Here is an 18,997-nt window from a genome sequence, read left to right as displayed (position 1 = left end):
ATTAGCGCCCCCTTCCTAAGTAGACATTCTTCACTTCATCATCACGCTGAATTTCCTCCATCGACCCCTCACTTAGAACCCTGCCCTCATGCATCACGACTACACGGGTTGAAAACCTGCGGACAAAATCCATATCATGCTCGACCACCAGTATGGTACAGTCCTTTGAGATATCTTCAATCAGCCGGCCTGTTTTCGTCCGTTCCTCACCAGACATACCAGCAATCGGTTCATCCAAAAGCAGCAGCTTCGGTTCTTGAATTAATTGCATCCCGATTTCAAGCCACTGCTTTTGTCCATGTGATAACAGACGTGCCGGCTCATGACGTTCCAGATATAAGCCAATCCGGTCAAGCAAGCTATCTATCCTTTCTTTTTGCACGCTCGACCATTTTGAAAAAAGGAGTGACCATGGGTTTTTTCGCTGCTTCATCGAAATTTCAAGATTTTCATACGGTGTTAAATTAACAAAAATACTCGGTGCCTGGAACTTTCGCACAACACCCTCATAGACAATTTTTTGCTCCGGCAGCTTCGTAAGCGACACGGTGCCGTCGAACAGGACATCTCCCTTTGTCAGCTTTGTTTTGCCACAAATAATATCAAGCAGAGTCGTTTTCCCCGCTCCATTTGGACCGATTAAAAACAAAATTTCACCACTATGAACCTCTAAATCCACACCCTGAAGTGCTTTAAAGCCTGAGAAATCCACCATTACATCACGACACGACAGTATCGGCTGCATTTTCCTCCTCCTCCTTCTGCTTTGCTTTGACAAAACGGCCCTTCACCTTTGCAACCAGCCCCGCCAATCCGTTTGGCAGATACAAAACTACCACCAAGAACATCAAACCCAAGAGAATCGTCCATAGGTCAGGGTATGATTCGCTTAACAGGCTTTTTGCACTGTTTGTTAAAATCGCCCCAATCGCTGCTCCGAGTATGGAATAGCGCCCGCCAATCGCTGCCCATAGCACCATTTCAATAGAAGGAATAATGCCCATCATTTCCGGCGAAATGATTCCAACCTGAAGCACAAACAAGACTCCGGCCACACCAGCAAATGCCGCTGAAAGCGCATAGGCAATGACCTTATAGCTTGTTGGATTGTAGCCTAGAAAGCGCAGACGATTTTCTCCATCGCGGATTGCCACAAGCACTTTCCCAAACCTTGTCTTCGTCAATACAAGGGATATCCCCATAATGACTGCGAGAATTCCAACCGTTAAAAAAAATAAAAATTGCTTCGTTGCCGGGTCTGTTAATGGGATTTGAAAAACAGAATAGAAATTTGTTAATCCGCTCGTTCCACCTGTTACATGCTGCATACCAATAAACAGGGTCACAAACACGATTACAACCGCCTGAGAAATAATTGAAAAGAACACTCCATTAATGCGGTTTTTAAATGTCACATAGCCGATGATGACAGCCAGGAAAAACGGCACTAGCACAGCTGCCAAAATGGCGATGAACGGATTTTGAAAGAGTGCCCAAATAACGGGCAGCTCCATGATACCGTTCCATTGCATAAAATCTGGAATCCCACCGGATGATGCTTCTAGCTTTAAATACATGGCCATACAATAGGCACCAAGTCCGAAAAAGACACCGTGACCAAGGCTTAAGATTCCTGTAAAGCCCCAAATCAAGCTGATTCCAACCGCAATGATGGCGAAGCAGAGAAACTTCGCTAATAAACCGATACGAAAATCGGATAGAAAAAACGGCGCGCTACAGAGTAAGAGAAAAAAGACTCCGTATGCTACGGTTTGACTGACATTTTTACTCATATAAGATACCTCCTAGTCGAGCGCCCGCACTTTTGTACCTGCGAGCCCGGTCGGCTTCCACTGTAGGAATAAGATAATGAAGACAAAGACAATGACCTTGGCCATCGTGGCGCTTGTTGAATACTCAACCACTGTACTTAGAATTCCAAGCATTAGTGCAGCTATAATGGTTCCCTTTATTTTACCGACACCACCAAGAACCACGATCATAAAAGCATCAACTATATAAGCAGTTCCGAGCGTGGGCCCAATCGAGCCTAAGAGGGTTAGCGAACAGCCAGCTAAACCTGCGAGCCCGCTTCCAAGTGCGAAGGTCGTACTATCGACTTTCCTCGTTGAAACACCTAGACAGGATGCCATATTGCGGTTCAAGGTAACAGCCTTCATCCGACGTCCAGAAGGAGTTTTAAAAAGATACAAGTATAATAGAAAAATAGCGGCAGCCACCAGTAAAATAATGAAAAGACGTTTATACGGAAAGGTCATCCCGGCAATCACCAGACCACTGTTCAACCAATCCGGTGCAATCACAGCTACGTTTGGCGCTCCAAATATGGAACGGGCCACCTGCTGCATAATTAAGCTCACTCCCCACATTGCCAGCAAACTATCGGTTGGACGTTCATATAAAAAACGAACAATCGTCTTTTCCATCAGTAAACCGATTAGAGCAGCGACAAGAAAGGATAATGGGATCGCTAGAATAAAATAATAGGTAAAGGCTGTTTGCGGAAGATATTGAATGAAGGCCTGTTGAAGAACATAGGTTGTGTATGCGCCAATCATGATAAACTCCCCATGTGCCATATTGATAATTTTCGCCTGCCCAAACGTAATGGCAAGCCCTAAAGCAATTAATAATAAAATCGATCCTAGACTTATGCCGTTAAACAGTTGCATAACGATTACAGACAAGACTCTCTCCCCCTTTCTATTGGCAGTGTCTGACACCGCAAAAAGACAAATAGTGGTAAACTGTCCATTTACGGTGTCTGCCACCTCGTTATTGGGTACTTAGACTGGATGCCCAGCTGTAAGTTTTTAAGTATGGATCTGGTTTAACAGCTTCACCGGAGTTCCATACTTCTTTAAATTGTCCGTCCTCCTGCACCTGACCGATACGGACGATTTTGTAGATATGCTGGGTCTTACCATCTATTTGAACTAGACCGCTTGGTGCGTTGAATTCAATACCATCTGCAGCTTCTTTTACTTTATCCACCTCAAAGGACCCGGCTTTTTCAACCGCTGCCTTCCATAGATAAACAGCTGTGTAGGCCGCTTCAATAGGATCAGCCGTTACTCGATTCTCCCCATATGCTGCTTTATAGGCTTCTACGAATTTAGTATTTTCAGGCGTTTCTGTTGTTTGATAGTAGTTCCATGCTGCATAATGCCCTTCAAGAACATTTGCCCCAATCCCGCGAATTTCTTCCTCGGCGACGCTGACAGAAAGAACCGGAATATCTTCAGCTGTAATTCCTGCATCCTGCAGCTGCTTGAAGAAGGCTACATTACTGTCACCGTTTAATGTATTAAAGATTACATCCGGCTTAGCAGACTTAATTTTACTGATTAACGTGTTATAGTCCGTGTGACCCATTGGTGTGTATTCTTCAGCCACCACTTCCCCGCCTTTTTCTTTTAGCTGAGCATTAATGATTTGATTCGCCGTTCTAGGGAATACATAGTCGGAACCAATTAAGAAAAATTTCTTCCCTTCGTTCTCAAGTAACCAATCAACTGCAGGAACGATTTGCTGGTTAGTGGTTGCGCCTGTGTAGAAAATGTTCGGTGATTGCTCCATGCCCTCATATTGCACCGGGTACCAAAGCAAGCCATTGTTTTGTTCAAAAACCGGCAGCATCGCTTTCCGGCTGGCCGAAGTCCAGCCGCCAAACACGGTTGCTACGCCATCCTCCTGTAAAAGCTTACGTGCCTTTTCGGCATATGTCGGCCAATCAGATGCTCCATCCTCAATAACCGGTTCGATTTTTTTCCCTAGTACCCCTCCGGCCTCATTGATCTCTTCAATCGCCATGAGCTCAGCATCACGTAAGGAAACCTCACTTATTGCCATCGTTCCACTTAATGAATGGAGGATTCCAACCTTAACTGTGTCACCATCAACCTTCATTGTGCTTTTGCCCGTGCTTGATTGTGATGTGGTTTCACTAGAATTTGGTGCACAAGCCGCCATCATGAGGACTGCCAATAGGAAAAGCAGCCATCTTTTTTTCATTTTCATGTCATAACACCCCTTTTATCATTTTAGTTTTGTCTATTCTTGATGATTGTAAGATTTAGTTTCTTTTTAATGTCAGGAAACCTAACATAGATTACATTTTTATTATACAGCGATTTTGCTCGTAATCAACTACTTTTACTAAATTTTTAGAATATTTTGTTTGTGAAACCGTTGCCATCGCTGGTTTACCTGTTTTTTATTTCCATTATTCATTGATAACTTTTACGGAGCTTATTCAGTTTCAAATCCATGTTAAGAATAGTTACATTTGACTATAGCCAATTTTTATATTCTCTTCTATAATCTGTGAAAAAATAACAAAAGCCTGATTTCCCATTGTACATGAGAAATCAGGCTTGGCTTTTTATAGGCAAATTTTCGTAAAATCAGACTACATGTTTAACTAGCCTTTAAGATATTTAGGGAACTTACTTAGACACTGGGATAGATATATCGATTACCGGAATCTAATTTCAAGTAAAACGATACGTGTATGTAATACTGTATATAGAATTATATGATTAGTGATATACAGTAGATTGAAAAACGGATTAAAGTGGCGGCGTTTTCGGCAGCACTTATAACCTTTAAAAAATCCGTGACATCCGCCGGAGGCTTAACTTCATTCAGCCGGGGTTTGAACCCCCACTGAATCGAAGGACCATTTGCCTTCATCCCCCACTTGTAGAAGTGGAGGACTTCTGTACCTGTCGCAAGCTTTCGGTACAAAAAGCATTTGCTGAATGAAGTTAAAAAAAAGAGAAGCTTATATACTTCTCAATAACAGTTATGATTGTAGTTCCTTTGAGTGGGCTTTGATGGTATGAATAAGTACTCCCCTATTCATTAGACTGTTTGTTCATTTGTTCTTGCAAAAGTTTTAGCTGCTGCTGGAGCTGTTCAATTTGTTGCTGCATTTGTTCTTGTTTGTATTCCTGCTGTTGTTTGTCATTTTCCTCTTGGATTCGATCGAGCCTATCTTGTTCTAGTGCAATCGCTTGCCCGATGAACGTGATAATATCACCAGTGGATACGAACCACTGTCCAACGAATTGTAGAATATCAGCAAAGTTGTTGCCATTACTGGGATTATTCTCGTTACTATTAATAAGTGGACACATAATATCCCCTTCTTCACTTATTAGAACTACATTATGTTATGTCATCAAGGCTTGGTTCGTATCCAAAAATCCTATCTTTCATGATTCTTCACTTCTTGTTCCCGTGTTGATAACGCTTAAACTGAGTTTCATAAACAAAAAAAGAGAGCAACTATTGCTCTCCTTCCTTTTGTTATTATCAAGTCCTAGGTCTTCACACTGGGACAGTCTTATGATTCATAAACCTCTTCATACATGCGAAGAATCTCTTCAGCCGTTAGAGGATGTGTAGCTGCTATCGAATCTTTACCTAATCCTGAGATCCGAATGGTTTCCTCTGCCATCAATTTCAAATCTTCTTTTTTCACGCCGAGATTTTTCAATGAATCGTAGGTTCCTATTTCTTTATACCAGCTGACCAGGGCATCGATTGTTGCATCACAGGCTGCAGAATCATCCTCAAGTGTCACATTAAACACCTCGCGGCCCAATCGTGCAAGTCGATGTGGCCGGTCTTTTTTGATAATTTGCCGGAAATAGGCAGGTGTCAGAACAGCCAGGCCGCGTCCGTGTGAAACATCATAATGCGCGGACAATGTATGTTCAATTTGATGAACTGGAAAGCTTCCTCCTCTTCCTGCATTAGCAATGCCAATTAAAGCGAGAGTACTCGTCCATAGAAGATGGGCACGGGCGTTATAATCCTCTGGCTGATCAATCGCTGTCTTGGCATATTTCACCGCATTGCGCATGAGTCCTTCTGTGATTTCATCCTGCACGTTCGCATTCTCATCACCTGTCATATAAGCTTCATACAAATGGGTGAACATATCCACCGCTCCGTCTGCCGTATAGCTGGCAGATACGGTATAAGTTAATTCTGGATCAAGAATGGCTACACGAGGAAATAATCCTGGCCCTCCGATACTTGATTTTTCCTTCGTTTCCCAGTTCGTAATGACTGCAGTGGAATTAGCCTCAGATCCTGTCGCCGCTAATGTTGGAATCGTCATAATGGGAAGTGCCTCTTTAATCGGCAGCAGCTCCTTCCAAAGACCAGTTTTATTTCCGCGTATGTATTCATGTATCGGTCTTGCTGAAACAGCTACGGTTGCAATGGCTTTAGCAGCATCCATAGCAGAGCCTCCACCTAACGCAAGAATCAGCTCGCATTTTTCATCACGGGCGATTTGTCCCCCTCGATCAACAGTTTCTGCACGTGGATTAGGCTCAACCTGATCGAACAGAACATAATCAACGCCAGCTTCCTGTAGGGACTTGGTTACCTTATCCAGTGACCCCGTTTTTTTAGTCGACGAACGTCCTGTAACCAGCAGTACCTTTTTGGCGTACTCCTTAACCATTTCTCCAGTACGATTTACCTCGCCTTTTCCAAAGATAATCTTAGTAGGAATGTTTAAAGTAAAATTTAACATGTCATTTCCCCTTTTCAATGGATTTTAGAAGCACTAATCAAGTATCCCTTATTGAAGTGAAATCTACCCATTAATCAAATTCGCCCGTCGAATTTGCGTCCGGATTACCTGAGCTCGCTCGGGTAAACTACCTTAAAAAAATCGCAAGACTCGCCGGAGGCTTAACTTCATTCAGCCGGGGTATGAACCCCCACTGAATCGAAGAACCATTTGCATTCATCCCCCGCTTGTAGAAGGGGAGGACTTCTGTACCTGTCGCAAGCTTTCGGTACAAAAAGCATTTGCTGAATGAAGTTAAAAGAGTACATTTCTTCACAATCTAGTATATAGTTTAACATAAAAACCATATTAACCCACTAAGTGTGACTCACTAACCGACCAAAAGAAAGGGCACTCTTCTTTTGGAATGGCGCTCGCTCAGGGAAGTGTATATAAGAAAGGGGAAAATGGTGTTATTTGGTTAAGATATAACCATCCTTTAACAAGAAGCCTGTTAGGACATCCAAACCTGGTGTTATGAACGCTTCATTCATACTAAGCTTCATCATCGCTAACCCCTGGATGGAAGCAAAAAAATAAAGCGACATCTCCCTTGCGTTTCCTTTTTTAAACTGACCAAGCTCCTGTCCGTTTTCAATTAATATCGCCGTTTGTTTTAGCATCGCTTCACTTTGTTCATTCAAATATTGTATGAGAGAGGAAGGATTGCTCATGGTCGAAGCTTGATACATAATCATAAGAAAATTAGCAAATTCATCATCCTTCTCGAGATCCTTTATGATATCCAATGTAAATTGACGCATCAGTTCAAGTGGAGAAGCATCCTGTTTAAACCGGTTTGTCATTTGCTCCAATCCTTCCGCAGCAAAGGTAATCAGTTCATTAAATAAATCTTCCTTCTTTTTGTAATGACGATACATGAGGCCGATGCTGATTTCTGCCTCTTCCGCTATATCGTTTACACTTGTGGCCGCGAACCCCTTCTTTGCAAATAGCTTTATGGCTGCCGAAAGGATTTTTTCTTTTGTTGCCTTTCTCATAGACTCAAATTGTTCCTTCGTTCTAGGCAAGAGTTTCACCTCCTATTCGATTCCTCCGCAAGCAAAAATCATGTTGTTTTTTTCACATATTTCAAAGATAAAAGATGATTGATTCCATTTCTCTTCGCTACCTTTTCCGGAAATGATTTTCTTTTGTATTCAACAAAACCCATTTTTTCATATAATTTCATGGCAGGAATATTCGTATCTGCAACCTCTTCGATTACAAAATCGGTGTAGGGTGTATGTTCAATGATATGCTGGATGATTTGAGTTGCAACACCCTGTCCTCTGAACTCGGTAGCCGTTCCGACAAATTCAATCGAACCTGTATGGGGAGGGAAATTTTCGAAGGGCGCTTCAAATTCCTTTTTTAAAACGACCCCTGCTATGCTGCCCTTAAAGAAACCTAAGTGCTTTCGTAATTCTGTTTTATTTAAACGTATTGATAACACGTTACCGTCAGTAAGTGCTGTCATTCCAGCTACTTTATCGTGAACCATCGCTACATAAAATTGTTCTAAAACAAACATATGGGCAAAGGCCTTTGCAATGATATCTTTATCTTTGGAGAAATAGCCAAGCCATTGTGTGAAGCCTTCTGCAAATATTTCGGACATCTGCTTCCTCACATCAATCTCAGTTTTGTTTGCTTTGACAATTGTAAGCTTATCCATTGGTTGCATATATCATTCTCCTTGTCCTTTTTAATGAATGAATATATTTTCATTATAAAATTTGAATTCTGCATTGTAAATTCTTATCCTTTAGCCACCTCCTCTACGCATCATCAACATAGACAGAAATAAAAAAGACATTCCCTTTTTTTGTTTATGGAATGCCTTTTCTTATTCATTTTCTTGGACTTATATATTATCTTTACAATGCATTGCCAATGTATGTGAACAAAATGACTCAGATCATTGACTATGTTTCTAATTCATCTGAATTTATTTCGATTCAAGAGGACCAAGAAGAGCTGATTGAAACGGGAAAACAAAAGCTACTTGAATTCTCTCACACAATTCCGAACCGAGTAATTGGAGGAATTTCCAATTTTATCGGATTAATGTCCAATCTTGCCATTATCTTTGTTTCTGTACCGTTTTTATTATTCTACACCTTTATATACAAGGACAGGTGACCGTTGCATTTGTTGTAGGAGTTCTTTCCTTTATTTGGTATCTTATTATCGATTTGCCTTAACCTCTCGTCATGGCATTAATCGTAGCAGTAACCAATATCATTCCTTATATTGGGCCATTAATTGGTGGTGCTCCTGCTGAATGTGAGGAAAAAAGCAGCCATTCTACAAAATGAATGAAGGTCTGCCTATAAGGACAGATAAGATGCGAACAAGGCTCGGTTTAGTAACCGGGCCTTTTTTATCATAAGGAGTATATGATAGGTTCGGATTTCAAATTCATACCCGCTACCTATCTTTTAATCGCACCATACATGTAACATCTTCATCATTATAATAATACTCGAGACAATATCCATTTGGATCAATGTCAGGGTCTGAGGTTAATTCACTAAATGCACGACCAATGCCCTGATGGTCTTTCATAAAATTCAATACGGTTATACATCTATAGTGACCCTTTTTAATGACATATGTTTCTACATCAAGATTGTCCTCTGCCAAAACTTCAGCGGCTGCTTTGTAGATTATCGTCCCGTTTTCCGGACGGGATAGACCGAAGAATTTTCTTTCCTTTGAAGGAAGCAACCCATGCAGCTGCTTATGAGCATCCAGAATCCCGTCTGGAAAGGATTTTGCCGTTACACAATAGACATTGATATCTTTCTCAATCACTACCGTTTCCATACTTTATCCATCCTTTCTCAGTCATTATTCATGCTTTATTGACCCCTATCCCCTGAATCTTATGGCTAAACCTTTCAAGAAATTTCTAGCGTAGCGATCACCGCACACTTTATAATTTCTATGCCCTGCTTTTCTTAAGACAGCACCTAATTCCCCTTTAGTTAGGATTGCCCCTGCATCCGCTAAAATATCGAGCATATCTTCACTTGTTAATGACAGCGCAATTTTTACTCTCTTTAAGAGGAGATTATTAACATGCTCATGGCTCTTAATAGACTGTGCCGGCTGACCTGGTTTAGGATCTTGCTTTCCTCTTTTAAAAATAATCAATCCATTTAAAAATGACTCTAGCATGTGATCATCACATTTGATATGTTCTTCATTTTCATTTAAATCATAATCAAAATCAGCTTCCTCATCACTGTCTTTTGATTTTGTCAGCACTTTAAGCACTTCTTCTTTTGTTAATTCAATACCACCAAGCTTAAATATCTCTACCATATCAGTATTTTTGATATCTAGGGCATATCTTAATCTAATTAATATATCATTATTATCCATCTAAAATCCTCCCATAACGTTGCCTTCTTGAAGTTTCATTTTATTTGTACCGTGTTCAAGCATACTCACAAAAGACCCTTCTTGTCCACTTCATTTGTTAACGAATAGCGGAAATTTGCTATCGGTATCACGGAGGAAATTCATCGTGTAACTTAGTAGCTTATATTCCTACCGTATGAAGAATTATTTAGTCATCACAGGTTTCATAATAATTAATTCAGTGAAAATATTTCCTTCTTTGTTAGAAAGGTGGCATAGTTATAGAAACCTTTTTACTCTATTATCCGTAATAAAGATATCAAGACTATTCAATATTGGAGTGATGATGATGGATATTGCTCTATTTCAGGAGAATATAGAAATACTACGACAATCTGGTGGTAAATGGATAGATCAACGACTCGTTATGATGACCGCGGCACAGTGTACGGCAAAAGGTAAACGAATAAATGGGACCGATTTTAAAAATGTAATCGAAAAGGTGAAAAAAAGCTCGTCTGCGTTTTCCCCATTAAGATTGATTACTTTTTCAATTGCAGGATTAATCTATATAAAAACGAATCATTATGACCATGAAATCGATCGTTTACATCGTAACTACAAAGCACTCAAAGAGAAAGGCTTCCAATCTTCCATGCACACTTATATGGCGGCCATGCTAATGGAAGAAGATACAGAGGTAAGCCGACTCAAAGGAATATTTCAACGACAAATTAGTGTGATAGGCTGGGACGGTTGTGAATATTTCAGTAGAATGGAACACCGTCCCATTTTTCTTAAATATGCAGGCATGTCCTAATTAAGAATTAGCGAAAGTATAATAAGCGAAAATTATTCGGTTAGATGCAGAGTAGAGCTCGTTTTGGGGATAATAGGTGAAGTTTTTCCGATTAGGCATAGCAAAACTGCCCCTATACATGTTTTTCGAGACAATTGGCGAAATTCTTTTCCGTCTTTTCACTTAGATTTTATAGATTGCCGATAAATCATTTAAACATAATTAGTGATGTACTACACATAGTTATACAACTAGCACCGCACCTATATCAAAGGAATACTAAAATGATGACACTAAATAAATTGGCTAGAAAATGGGATATACCGCTCACCCACGCATTATTGGTTTTATAAAAAATAACACCATATAAAACACTGTTTATAAATACAAAAAAGATATCATAGACCACAATGAAGGTATTTCCCTCTGTAATATGTCCGAAAGCAAATAACAGTGACGAAAGGAGGAGTGTTGGCACAATAGGCAAAACTTTGTTTAACTGCTTTTGGAAAAATGCCCGCCAAGCTATTTCTTCTCCTAATGCAAGAATGATAAGCTGAAATACTAGTATAATGACCTTATCAAAGGATACAAAAATCTCCGTTCTAGCAAGGACATGATCGATGTACTCAGGTAAAAATAATTTTGAGATGCTAATACTGATAGCATCCATGATAATAGGCAGTGCCATCCAAAACCAAATACTTCTACTTTTTAAATTGGTCCCAATCGCCTTTACATCAAGTCCACTGTCGCTAATCGGCTGTTTCTCATAAGCCTTATTAATAAAAAAGAAGATTACACCTATCATTACGGCTGCTCCAGCGATTTTTACTCCAAAGAAATTAGTAAATGATAAAACCACCATGATACTCATTACGGTTAAGGACATCCTATTTATATTTTGCATAGCCTTTCCCTCCCGATTTCAATTAGACTGTAATGCGTACAATCTAGCATAGAACCAATTATCTATTATTATTTTATTACTTTTCTCTTCCATTGGCTGTGTCCTATTCTTGACTTTTTATACTATTCCGTATTTAAAACCAATTCTGATGGAGGGATTGATAAAACCGCTTTTATCATTGATGTAAATAGAAAAGGAAGAAAATCAACCAATATGAGGTCTAGCTAGCAAGAAAAAAAGCTTCTCACAAAGTGTGAAAAGCCCCAGCTTTATTCCGTCTTCATCATCCTCTTCATCCTCACTGTGACCAGCAAATAGATGATGAGTCCCGTTATCAAGCAAAGTGACCCACAGGCTGCGAATAGGATGAACATTTTTTGACCGCCTACTGTTGCGGTTTCAAAGCTGAAATAACTAAGCGTGAATAATACTGCGCTTATCAAAAACAGATAATAGGCAAACCATCTCCGCACCTTTCTAAAAATCAGATTTCCTATTAATAGGAGCAAATAGAGACCGCTCACGGTCATGATCATCGGAAAGGTCGGCCGGTATTTGGCAGCGTAAACGAAAAAGTCCCATTGTAAAATCTCACTGGATTGTTGAACATGTCCATACATAAGCTGGGTAATCGGTGTCGAGGAGCGCCATTCCGAAGGATGATTGAGGAGCGCACTCCCTTCATACCATGCGGCAAGAAAGGAAAATAAAAAAACAGCAAAGGCCGTACAGAATTGAAAGAGATATCGCAGCATGAAAAATAACCTCCCTATATAGGAATTAACAACCTTTTTTTGTTGTATTCTGGCTGATTTTCCATAAGCTTCATTCCGTCTCCACATCTAAAGGCATCAAAGCAAGCTATTCCTAACATTAACCTTGATAAATAGATTGCTAGGCCCGCCATTTGCATTTTCGTTCTGTACTACAATTCTTCGTTTTGTTGAGAAATCCTTCCTTAGCCAACCGGGATTCGTTTTGCTTTTACTGACAAAAAGGAACGGATTTTTAGCGAAACGCGACAGGCACCATCCATTTTTTTCATAACAAAAAACTCTCCCTTACAATAAGGAAGAGTTTTCTTACTGGACATAATCCAATTTTTAATCATCATCTTTAGGTTAAATTCGGATACCCCTGCTGTCTTAATGCCTCATAGACCAAAATCGCGGCTGTATTGGAAAGGTTCAGGGAGCGAACATGCTCATTCATCGGGATTCTTAGGAAATGATCTTTATTATTTTCCAGCAAATCCATTGGTAAGCCGGTTGTTTCTTTTCCGAACATAAAATAATGATCCTTTGATGTATCACTGAAGTCAAAGCCTGAATGTGTTTTTTCACCGAAAGTCTCAATATAGTAAAACTCACCTTTATTTTTCGAAAAAAATTCTTCCAATGAGTCATAATACTTTAATTTAACCGAGTCCCAGTAATCGATGCCTGCTTTTTTGATCATTTCTTCATCGGTTGAAAAGCCTAGCGGCCGAATTAAATGCAGGGCTGTATCCGTCGCAGCGCAGGTCAGGGCAATATTAATGGTATTTGATGGAATATCTGGTTGATATAGTACAACATGTATGGCCAAGAATGCTCACCTCTAGCTTTATTTATCCTTCCGTATTATAGCATACTGCATGCATATGATAGGGACTGTATTGTCTTTTTCACTTACGGTACTGGTTGTTTTATCAATGGAAAGGGTTGAAGAAAGAGAAAAAACCTATTAAGCCAGGCTTAATAGGTTTTTTCTACTATTGTTTTTGTGCGTCTGCATAAACCGCCATGGCATCACGCATGAATTTCGCTAAGCCCTCACCAAATTGGTCAATGTTCTTCGTGAAGCGGTTGTCATCAACATACATTTGGCCTAGTGATTTGAAGGCCTCAAGTGAGTAGTTCCCCAATTTGTTTAGGTACTGATACCATTCATGAATACCTTCTTGTGCCTCCTTGGAATTCGGTGAATGATGGCGAATGGCGGCAAGATTACGATAGATTTCATTAAATTTCTCTTGATCGAAAGCGGTCATGCTTTTTGCTTTTTCATTTGCCTCATCCACCGCTTGATCTCCCCATCTTTCTCTTGCTTCCTGTTCGTAAGGATTATGGCTAAAGTCAAAGCCTTCGAATTTTTCTTGATTGGACATTTGTCTCTCTCCTTTTGAATACTGAATGGTTTTTTCTATAGTCTGTATCATTTTATCGAGCCGTCGCTTTTTTTCTTGAAGCATTTGATACTGCATTTCTAGTGCCTCCTGCCGATTAAATGCCGGACTATCAATGATTTCTTTAATTTTCTTTAAAGGGAAGCCGAGCTCTTTAAAAAATAAGATTTGCTGCAGGGTTTCGAGATTCTCGTCAGAATAGACTCGATAACCAGCCTCAGTGGTTTCCTCGGGGATTAATAATCCAATTTCATCATAATGGTGGAGTGTGCGCACACTAATTCCGACTAAATCAGCCACTTCCTTGACCTTCATCCTGAATCGCTCCCTTCACTAGTTACTATAAAGTATCCCGTAACGTGAGAGTCAATATGAATCATACAATATTAGCCCGCTATTTAGGAGAAATAGACCCGATTGATCGAATCCCTGCCATATCCCAGGCGCTAAAAATGAATTGGGGACTGAAGGCCTGGAGAATGGCACCTTCGGGACAAGAGGCTGAACCTCAAGTCCCCCCTCCACTTTATTTATCAAAAATAGTGATTATTTTAATGTAGGTAGCTTGCGATTTTTCCCTCCATTATGAATCATAATTTCTATATCAATCTTTCTAATAGAATCCTCATGTAAAGGGATTTTCCCTCCTTTCTCAACCTTTTTCCAAGCTTGATAGTCTTTTTTGTATAGCACTTCAGACAAACGATAAATATCACTATCCATCTCCAAGCTTTTTCTATATGTACGCCTAATATCATTTTCAATTATTTTTTTTGCAGCTTTACTTAATTGTGAAAGCTTCATATTGCTTGCGAGCTTATAAATAACCGCTTCCGCATCCATCTTTACATCAAATTGAATCTTTCCGTCCTCTATAACTGGTTTTATATCTATCTTTTTCTTTGTAATCGTAATCCCTTCTGTTTCCCCCTCCTTTGGAGTTAAGCTTAATCCTGTTCGCTCAAATTTTTTTAGGTTCATCCATCTTATACCTTGGGCATCTCCATTTAATATAGTACCCTTCAATGTATTATTCGATATGATCGAAACTCCATTAATGATGCCAATACTTCGAGTTTCTTTATCCCCTTTCCAGTCCTTTTTATTAACCGCAGCATGAGGAATCACCACTTCATGTGGTGGTTGATAGTGTAGTACAATCATTTCTCTCATATCAATCGGTTGAAACCGGGAATTCTGCTCAAATGCCTCCTTAGGATCACTGATTCGTGTCAGATAGGTAGACATATTCATCGGTGGATCGGTGCTCATTAAATCTTCTATTGGATTTTTTGTGGAGTAGATATACATTCGATAATGGGATTCATAATATCGATCCATTATTTCGGTTATTTCCTGTAGCGCCTGACTTTTTAAAGCGTTCTCTGTAAAAAAAATATAATTGAGATGGCCCCAGTGAATCTGGCGCTGTGCTGTTTCATATAAAGTATAAAATGCATTCTCTAAAGAACTTCCTGTTGCTTGCCCAATTTCGGATTGTATATCCATTCCATTTCCCCCTGATGATTCTGCTTTTGCTAACAGGCTTAAATTCATTAACTGAACATATACCGTATATTTACCATCTTTATAATCAATTCCTAAGCCTTGAGCATACACCATTCGGTCCGTTTCTTCGGCATCCCAACAGCCTGTTAAGGGAAAAATGAACACGATAAGCAAAAAGAACAAAATGAAATATTTACCCTTTTGTTTTATTATGATCACTATCATCCTTTCTCGTTTCATCTTGAAGATTAAGCCCCTCAGGACGACTCTTAAGGGCAGAATGAGGTAATCTAAAAAACGTTTTTAGAAAACTGCCACTATTGAATTCATTCATTCCATCTAAATAGGCCACGCCAAATACTTGAATACTCCCCATATAACTTAAAAGGATGAAAAAGGACATTAATACCCCAAAGAAGCCTAAAATAGAGCCCATAATAATCGAAAAAAATCGGATAACGGAAATAGCCCCTATGACAGATTGGTCAATTAAGGTAAAGGTCGAAACCGTCGATAAGGCAATAATCACGAGCATCGAAGGGCTGGTTAGACCGGAGCGTATGGCTGCATCCCCAATAATTAATCCTCCAACAACACTTAATATCTGACCAATAGCCATCGGTAAACGCACCCCCGCTTCACGAAAAAGGTCAAATAACAGCAGCATGCCAAAAGCCTCTACCGGAGCAGGAAAGGGTACACCTCTTCTAGTTTCGACCACTGTTGCTAATAAGGTTAATGGTAACTGATCCTGATGGAAGGTGGTCAAAGAAATCCAAAACCCAGGTAATAAGGTGGAAACGAGTAACCCAGATACCCGTAAAAATCTTTCCAATGAGCTAAAAATATAATTAACTTCGCGGTCCTCGTTCGATTTAAACAGAACATGAAAGGTGATTGGGGTAATGTAGGCGGTAGCCACCCCATCTATTAAGATAACGAATCTGCCACTCAGAAGGCTCTCTACCGCAAAGTCTGGCTTTCCTGTATATTTATGCTTTGGAAAAAGATCGTAGGGATGATCATTGATTAATTCTTCAAATTGAGTCCGGCTTGTCAAACTGTCCGTCGAGATTTGCGATATTTTTTTTTTGATTTCCTTTAATATTTCCTTACTAGCAATATCGTCCATATAAAGTAGTAATAGCTTAGTGTTCGAGCGTTGCCCAACTGTAAACTCTTCAAATACTAAAGAAGGCGTTCTTAACCTTTTTCGAATAAGAGAATAATTTACGTTCAGATCTTCAATAAAATCATCCCGCGGTCCTAAAATGGTTGACTCCGCTTTTGTATCCTCAGGACTTCGTTGCGGTCGTTCCGAGATATCAACCATAAAGAACGTATTAACCATCGTGAAATACAACAATAGTTTTCCTCCAAATACTTCCGATACGGCGTTTTCTTTATTCTTAATGGTTCTTAGGGAAGGAATATGGAGGTTTTGCTGAATAAATGCCTCTGAAGGTATGTCACGATGACATTCAAAAAATTTCTCAAGTATGATCGGAATCGTTGTAAACAGCATCTCTGTTTTGACTAATCCCGAACAATAGATGAATGTCAATTCATGCTGGCCATATTTTGATGGTGAAATGACAACATCTGAGTTATTCGCAAAGATCTTTTTTAAATCCTCTACATTAAATGGTTCGGTTGCTTCTTTTTTCTCTTCACTAATTGCTATTTGGTTAATAGATTTCGATTTCTTTTCCTTACTTTTCTCTATCCATTCATTAAGCTTCATTCTTCATCCCCTTTTCATGTCTTGCTGCAAAAGTCACGAATCCATACAAGATAATCGTAAATCCAATAAAGAAAATAGCTGTAAAAGGAATCAACACATAAAATAAAATGAAGGAGTATTGAAAATCATTCATTGGGTAAAGGGTCAAAACGATCACCACAATAAAAATAGCGAAAAATAATTGGTTCACCTTTTTATTTATTAGCGAAAGTAATTCTCTGATAAAGAAAAACATCAGCGTTATACGAATAAATGCACCTGTTAACCACTGATAAATCACAAAAAAGAAAATATGTTCAATAAAGTGCCCGATTGCTACCAATTCCCACTCTTCATAGGCTGGGAAACGAAGTCTTTCCGCCTCCCCTTGACTAAACTCAATAATCGCTCCCACTAAAGGTCCTATGGTTAAGCCTGTTAAAATAAAGAGTGTGACGGCTAAATAGCGAAACCGCAGCTTTTCTTTAATTTGGTCTTGGATGAATAATATGAATATTAATTCAATAAATCCAGATAGAGGATAGAGAATTCCCTTCAAAATCGGGCGGTAGCCATGCTCAAATACGGGCAATAATAAGGAAAAATCTTTATGCTGCATATTGACGGTTGCGACAAAAAAACCAAGTATCACAACAAAGAAGAGTAGAAATTGATTAATAATACAAATGGATTTGAGGTTTGTACAAGCCGTCAAAAGACAGACCAATCCGAGGATTATGGCCGTGACAAATTCAGGTGTCTTGGGAAGCAAGGAGATATTGATCCATGTTACGGTTTCTCTTAGCGTTACTACACTCATAATGGTAAAAATCAGCAAGAGCAATCCAACTAGAAAGGCAACGACCCCTTTATTTACATGTTCGTTTAACCACTTCAATAAATTCTCTTTCTTCGTCTTTTTATGTATGCTGACGATCATCCATATACAAACAAACGCAATGAGCATGGCTAGCAGAACACTTATCCAGGAATCCTTTTTCGCAGTTTGAATCAATGGAGGGATCACGAGTACATGGTTTTTCATCCCTACAGCGGTAATCAGTAAAAGGATGATTTGAAAAATCGAGATTAGGTGATATTTATTGATGGTATCACACCCCTAATACTATTTTCCTATTATCCTTTGCGTAGATTAGTTAAATATTCCTTTGTAAAAAGGAAATTAGGATAAATTACTCAACCCCGTTATGGTAGTAACTTTCTAAAAAAAACAAAAAAGAAGCAGTAGGCTTCTATCACTTACTTGCTTCTTTATTATCTAATTAGACTATTTCAATCACATACGAAGTGATTTTTTTAATTTTAGAATTTTTTCCAAAACCGCCGAAATTATAGACATCACAACGTTCTATCCTTCTCTCATCGTCTAAAATCAACGTGCTATTGACAGAGCCAACGTTTCCATGCGTGATGATATTGTGAATATGTAATTCCTGAACCTCTCGATTTCCCATTTTCCATAGTGCTTTCTCATAATCACCCTTCCCCTGATTCAATCGATCACCGATGATATTCCAAATCACATCATCACTCATACAATTCAGACAGAAATCAATCTCCTTTTTGACAAAAGCAATGCTAAGCTCCTTTAGCATCTGTTTTTTAGGTGAGTTCCCACAATTCTCTGCACATTCCACCCTTATGTTTTCAGAATTCATCGTTAACTCCTCCTTCTTCGGGTTTACTACTAACTTACTAAAATTTTATGTAAAAAGACTTTTCAATTTATATGATCATCGTAACGACTAATAGTGTCTTAATGATGGCAGCATTACTGCAATACTTCTCCCGATTGAAAAATATCCTAAATCATATTTAAGAAAAATTTAATATTTACCCCACTTTTTATTTTAAAAGTTTTTCTTAACCTATAACAAGGC

At 39.2% G+C, this 18,997-nt stretch carries 21 protein-coding genes; 3 read left to right on the top strand and 18 right to left on the bottom strand.

The window, feature by feature from the left end; genetic code table 11:
• Window position 1: 1 nt before the first annotated feature.
• The 8 genes from urtD to BQ5321_RS09565 all read right to left on the bottom strand — a co-directional run bounded on the left by urtD (window position 2) and on the right by BQ5321_RS09565 (window position 8,303).
• Window positions 2-745: an urea ABC transporter ATP-binding protein UrtD gene (gene urtD, locus BQ5321_RS09605; protein ID WP_071394282.1), complete on the bottom strand. Its 744-nt coding sequence runs from the start codon at window positions 743-745 to the stop codon at window positions 2-4.
• On the bottom strand, window positions 720-1,793 hold the full coding sequence (urtC, locus tag BQ5321_RS09600; RefSeq protein ID WP_071394281.1) for an urea ABC transporter permease subunit UrtC: 1,074 nt from the start codon (window positions 1,791-1,793) through the stop codon (window positions 720-722). The genes urtD and urtC overlap by 26 nt, the downstream gene beginning before the upstream one ends.
• A gap of 12 nt (window positions 1,794-1,805) precedes the next feature.
• The gene (urtB, locus tag BQ5321_RS09595) at window positions 1,806-2,708 is read right to left on the bottom strand and encodes an urea ABC transporter permease subunit UrtB (protein WP_071394280.1); all 903 of its coding nucleotides are present in this window, start codon (window positions 2,706-2,708) and stop codon (window positions 1,806-1,808) included.
• Between the two features lie 88 nt (window positions 2,709-2,796).
• Window positions 2,797-4,041 carry an urea ABC transporter substrate-binding protein gene (gene urtA, locus BQ5321_RS09590; protein ID WP_139187778.1) on the bottom strand — a complete coding sequence of 415 codons (1,245 nt, stop codon included), beginning with the start codon at window positions 4,039-4,041 and terminating at the stop codon, window positions 2,797-2,799.
• Window positions 4,042-4,880: 839 nt separating this feature from the next.
• Entirely contained in the window at window positions 4,881-5,162 is a 282-nt protein-coding gene (locus tag BQ5321_RS09585) for a hypothetical protein (RefSeq protein ID WP_071394279.1), read from the bottom strand.
• A gap of 209 nt (window positions 5,163-5,371) precedes the next feature.
• Entirely contained in the window at window positions 5,372-6,577 is a 1,206-nt protein-coding gene (locus tag BQ5321_RS09580) for an iron-containing alcohol dehydrogenase (protein ID WP_071394278.1), read from the bottom strand.
• Window positions 6,578-7,029: 452 nt separating this feature from the next.
• On the bottom strand, window positions 7,030-7,647 hold the full coding sequence (locus tag BQ5321_RS09570) for a TetR/AcrR family transcriptional regulator (RefSeq protein ID WP_071394276.1): 618 nt from the start codon (window positions 7,645-7,647) through the stop codon (window positions 7,030-7,032).
• 38 nt (window positions 7,648-7,685) lie between these two features.
• Window positions 7,686-8,303, bottom strand: a complete 618-nt coding sequence (locus BQ5321_RS09565) for a GNAT family N-acetyltransferase (RefSeq protein ID WP_084786724.1) — start codon at window positions 8,301-8,303, stop codon at window positions 7,686-7,688.
• 224 nt (window positions 8,304-8,527) lie between these two features.
• Here BQ5321_RS09565 and BQ5321_RS09560 point away from each other — a divergent pair, with 224 nt between their 5' ends.
• Window positions 8,528-8,761: a hypothetical protein gene (locus BQ5321_RS09560; RefSeq protein WP_071394275.1), complete on the top strand. Its 234-nt coding sequence runs from the start codon at window positions 8,528-8,530 to the stop codon at window positions 8,759-8,761.
• A 288-nt stretch (window positions 8,762-9,049) separates the two neighbouring features.
• Here BQ5321_RS09560 and BQ5321_RS09555 read toward each other — a convergent pair whose 3' ends face one another.
• Window positions 9,050-9,448 (bottom strand): transcriptional regulator, encoded by a 399-nt coding sequence (locus BQ5321_RS09555; RefSeq protein WP_071394274.1) that lies wholly within the window; start codon window positions 9,446-9,448, stop codon window positions 9,050-9,052.
• Between the two features lie 45 nt (window positions 9,449-9,493).
• Window positions 9,494-10,009: a YehS family protein gene (locus tag BQ5321_RS09550; RefSeq protein WP_071394273.1), complete on the bottom strand. Its 516-nt coding sequence runs from the start codon at window positions 10,007-10,009 to the stop codon at window positions 9,494-9,496.
• Window positions 10,010-10,331: 322 nt separating this feature from the next.
• Here BQ5321_RS09550 and BQ5321_RS09545 point away from each other — a divergent pair, with 322 nt between their 5' ends.
• Window positions 10,332-10,808 carry a DUF4003 family protein gene (locus BQ5321_RS09545; RefSeq protein ID WP_159433417.1) on the top strand — a complete coding sequence of 159 codons (477 nt, stop codon included), beginning with the start codon at window positions 10,332-10,334 and terminating at the stop codon, window positions 10,806-10,808.
• A 247-nt stretch (window positions 10,809-11,055) separates the two neighbouring features.
• On the opposite strand, the gene BQ5321_RS09540 is transcribed toward BQ5321_RS09545, so the two are convergent.
• The 4 genes from BQ5321_RS09540 to BQ5321_RS09525 all read right to left on the bottom strand — a co-directional run bounded on the left by BQ5321_RS09540 (window position 11,056) and on the right by BQ5321_RS09525 (window position 14,179).
• Complete coding sequence (locus BQ5321_RS09540) at window positions 11,056-11,697, bottom strand: CPBP family intramembrane glutamic endopeptidase (RefSeq protein ID WP_071394271.1); 642 nt, start codon at window positions 11,695-11,697, stop codon at window positions 11,056-11,058.
• 269 nt (window positions 11,698-11,966) lie between these two features.
• On the bottom strand, window positions 11,967-12,452 hold the full coding sequence (locus BQ5321_RS09535) for a DUF4306 domain-containing protein (RefSeq protein WP_071394270.1): 486 nt from the start codon (window positions 12,450-12,452) through the stop codon (window positions 11,967-11,969).
• A gap of 361 nt (window positions 12,453-12,813) precedes the next feature.
• A complete protein-coding gene (trmL, locus tag BQ5321_RS09530; RefSeq protein ID WP_071394269.1) occupies window positions 12,814-13,284 on the bottom strand; it encodes a tRNA (uridine(34)/cytosine(34)/5-carboxymethylaminomethyluridine(34)-2'-O)-methyltransferase TrmL in 471 nt (156 codons plus the stop codon).
• 166 nt (window positions 13,285-13,450) lie between these two features.
• The gene (locus tag BQ5321_RS09525; protein ID WP_071394268.1) at window positions 13,451-14,179 is read right to left on the bottom strand and encodes a MerR family transcriptional regulator; all 729 of its coding nucleotides are present in this window, start codon (window positions 14,177-14,179) and stop codon (window positions 13,451-13,453) included.
• A gap of 56 nt (window positions 14,180-14,235) precedes the next feature.
• On the opposite strand from BQ5321_RS09525, the gene BQ5321_RS09520 reads away from it, so the two are divergent.
• On the top strand, window positions 14,236-14,424 hold the full coding sequence (locus BQ5321_RS09520) for a hypothetical protein (RefSeq protein ID WP_071394267.1): 189 nt from the start codon (window positions 14,236-14,238) through the stop codon (window positions 14,422-14,424).
• On the opposite strand, the gene BQ5321_RS09515 is transcribed toward BQ5321_RS09520, so the two are convergent.
• The 4 genes from BQ5321_RS09515 to BQ5321_RS09500 form a co-directional block, all read right to left on the bottom strand.
• The gene (locus tag BQ5321_RS09515) at window positions 14,411-15,592 is read right to left on the bottom strand and encodes a Ger(x)C family spore germination protein (protein WP_159433416.1); all 1,182 of its coding nucleotides are present in this window, start codon (window positions 15,590-15,592) and stop codon (window positions 14,411-14,413) included. The two genes, BQ5321_RS09520 and BQ5321_RS09515, sit on opposite strands and share 14 nt — an antisense overlap.
• Window positions 15,567-17,117, bottom strand: coding sequence for a spore germination protein (locus BQ5321_RS09510; RefSeq protein ID WP_084786721.1), 1,551 nt, complete (start codon window positions 17,115-17,117; stop codon window positions 15,567-15,569). Before BQ5321_RS09510 ends, BQ5321_RS09515 begins: the two co-directional genes overlap by 26 nt.
• The gene (locus BQ5321_RS09505; protein ID WP_261798757.1) at window positions 17,107-18,180 is read right to left on the bottom strand and encodes a GerAB/ArcD/ProY family transporter; all 1,074 of its coding nucleotides are present in this window, start codon (window positions 18,178-18,180) and stop codon (window positions 17,107-17,109) included. The genes BQ5321_RS09510 and BQ5321_RS09505 overlap by 11 nt, the downstream gene beginning before the upstream one ends.
• Before the next feature lie 199 nt (window positions 18,181-18,379).
• On the bottom strand, window positions 18,380-18,775 hold the full coding sequence (locus BQ5321_RS09500; protein ID WP_071394265.1) for a nuclear transport factor 2-like protein: 396 nt from the start codon (window positions 18,773-18,775) through the stop codon (window positions 18,380-18,382).
• Window positions 18,776-18,997 lie beyond the last annotated feature (222 nt).

Source organism: Bacillus tuaregi (genome assembly GCF_900104575.1).
Classification (GTDB): Bacteria; Bacillota; Bacilli; order Bacillales; family Cytobacillaceae; genus Bacillus_BD; species Bacillus_BD tuaregi.
Note: the sequence above shows the minus strand (reverse complement) of the source record. Positions and strands in the feature narration are given on the sequence as shown.

Excerpts from the sequence above, each read along its gene's own strand:
- BQ5321_RS09520 (WP_071394267.1), top strand. The coding sequence starts at position 14,236 with ATGAATCATACAATATTAGCCCGCTATTTAGGAGAAATAGACCCGATT.
- BQ5321_RS09550 (WP_071394273.1), bottom strand. The coding sequence starts at position 10,009 with ATGGATAATAATGATATATTAATTAGATTAAGATATGCCCTAGATATC.
- BQ5321_RS09585 (WP_071394279.1), bottom strand. The coding sequence starts at position 5,162 with ATGTGTCCACTTATTAATAGTAACGAGAATAATCCCAGTAATGGCAAC.
- BQ5321_RS09510 (WP_084786721.1), bottom strand. The coding sequence starts at position 17,117 with ATGAAGCTTAATGAATGGATAGAGAAAAGTAAGGAAAAGAAATCGAAA.
- BQ5321_RS09545 (WP_159433417.1), top strand. The coding sequence starts at position 10,332 with ATGATGATGGATATTGCTCTATTTCAGGAGAATATAGAAATACTACGA.
- BQ5321_RS09565 (WP_084786724.1), bottom strand. The coding sequence starts at position 8,303 with ATGCAACCAATGGATAAGCTTACAATTGTCAAAGCAAACAAAACTGAG.
- urtC (WP_071394281.1), bottom strand. The coding sequence starts at position 1,793 with ATGAGTAAAAATGTCAGTCAAACCGTAGCATACGGAGTCTTTTTTCTC.
- BQ5321_RS09500 (WP_071394265.1), bottom strand. The coding sequence starts at position 18,775 with ATGAATTCTGAAAACATAAGGGTGGAATGTGCAGAGAATTGTGGGAAC.
- BQ5321_RS09525 (WP_071394268.1), bottom strand. The coding sequence starts at position 14,179 with ATGAAGGTCAAGGAAGTGGCTGATTTAGTCGGAATTAGTGTGCGCACA.
- BQ5321_RS09535 (WP_071394270.1), bottom strand. The coding sequence starts at position 12,452 with ATGCTGCGATATCTCTTTCAATTCTGTACGGCCTTTGCTGTTTTTTTA.
- BQ5321_RS09540 (WP_071394271.1), bottom strand. The coding sequence starts at position 11,697 with ATGCAAAATATAAATAGGATGTCCTTAACCGTAATGAGTATCATGGTG.
- urtA (WP_139187778.1), bottom strand. The coding sequence starts at position 4,041 with ATGAAAATGAAAAAAAGATGGCTGCTTTTCCTATTGGCAGTCCTCATG.
- BQ5321_RS09555 (WP_071394274.1), bottom strand. The coding sequence starts at position 9,448 with ATGGAAACGGTAGTGATTGAGAAAGATATCAATGTCTATTGTGTAACG.
- BQ5321_RS09580 (WP_071394278.1), bottom strand. The coding sequence starts at position 6,577 with ATGTTAAATTTTACTTTAAACATTCCTACTAAGATTATCTTTGGAAAA.
- BQ5321_RS09560 (WP_071394275.1), top strand. The coding sequence starts at position 8,528 with ATGACTCAGATCATTGACTATGTTTCTAATTCATCTGAATTTATTTCG.
- urtD (WP_071394282.1), bottom strand. The coding sequence starts at position 745 with ATGCAGCCGATACTGTCGTGTCGTGATGTAATGGTGGATTTCTCAGGC.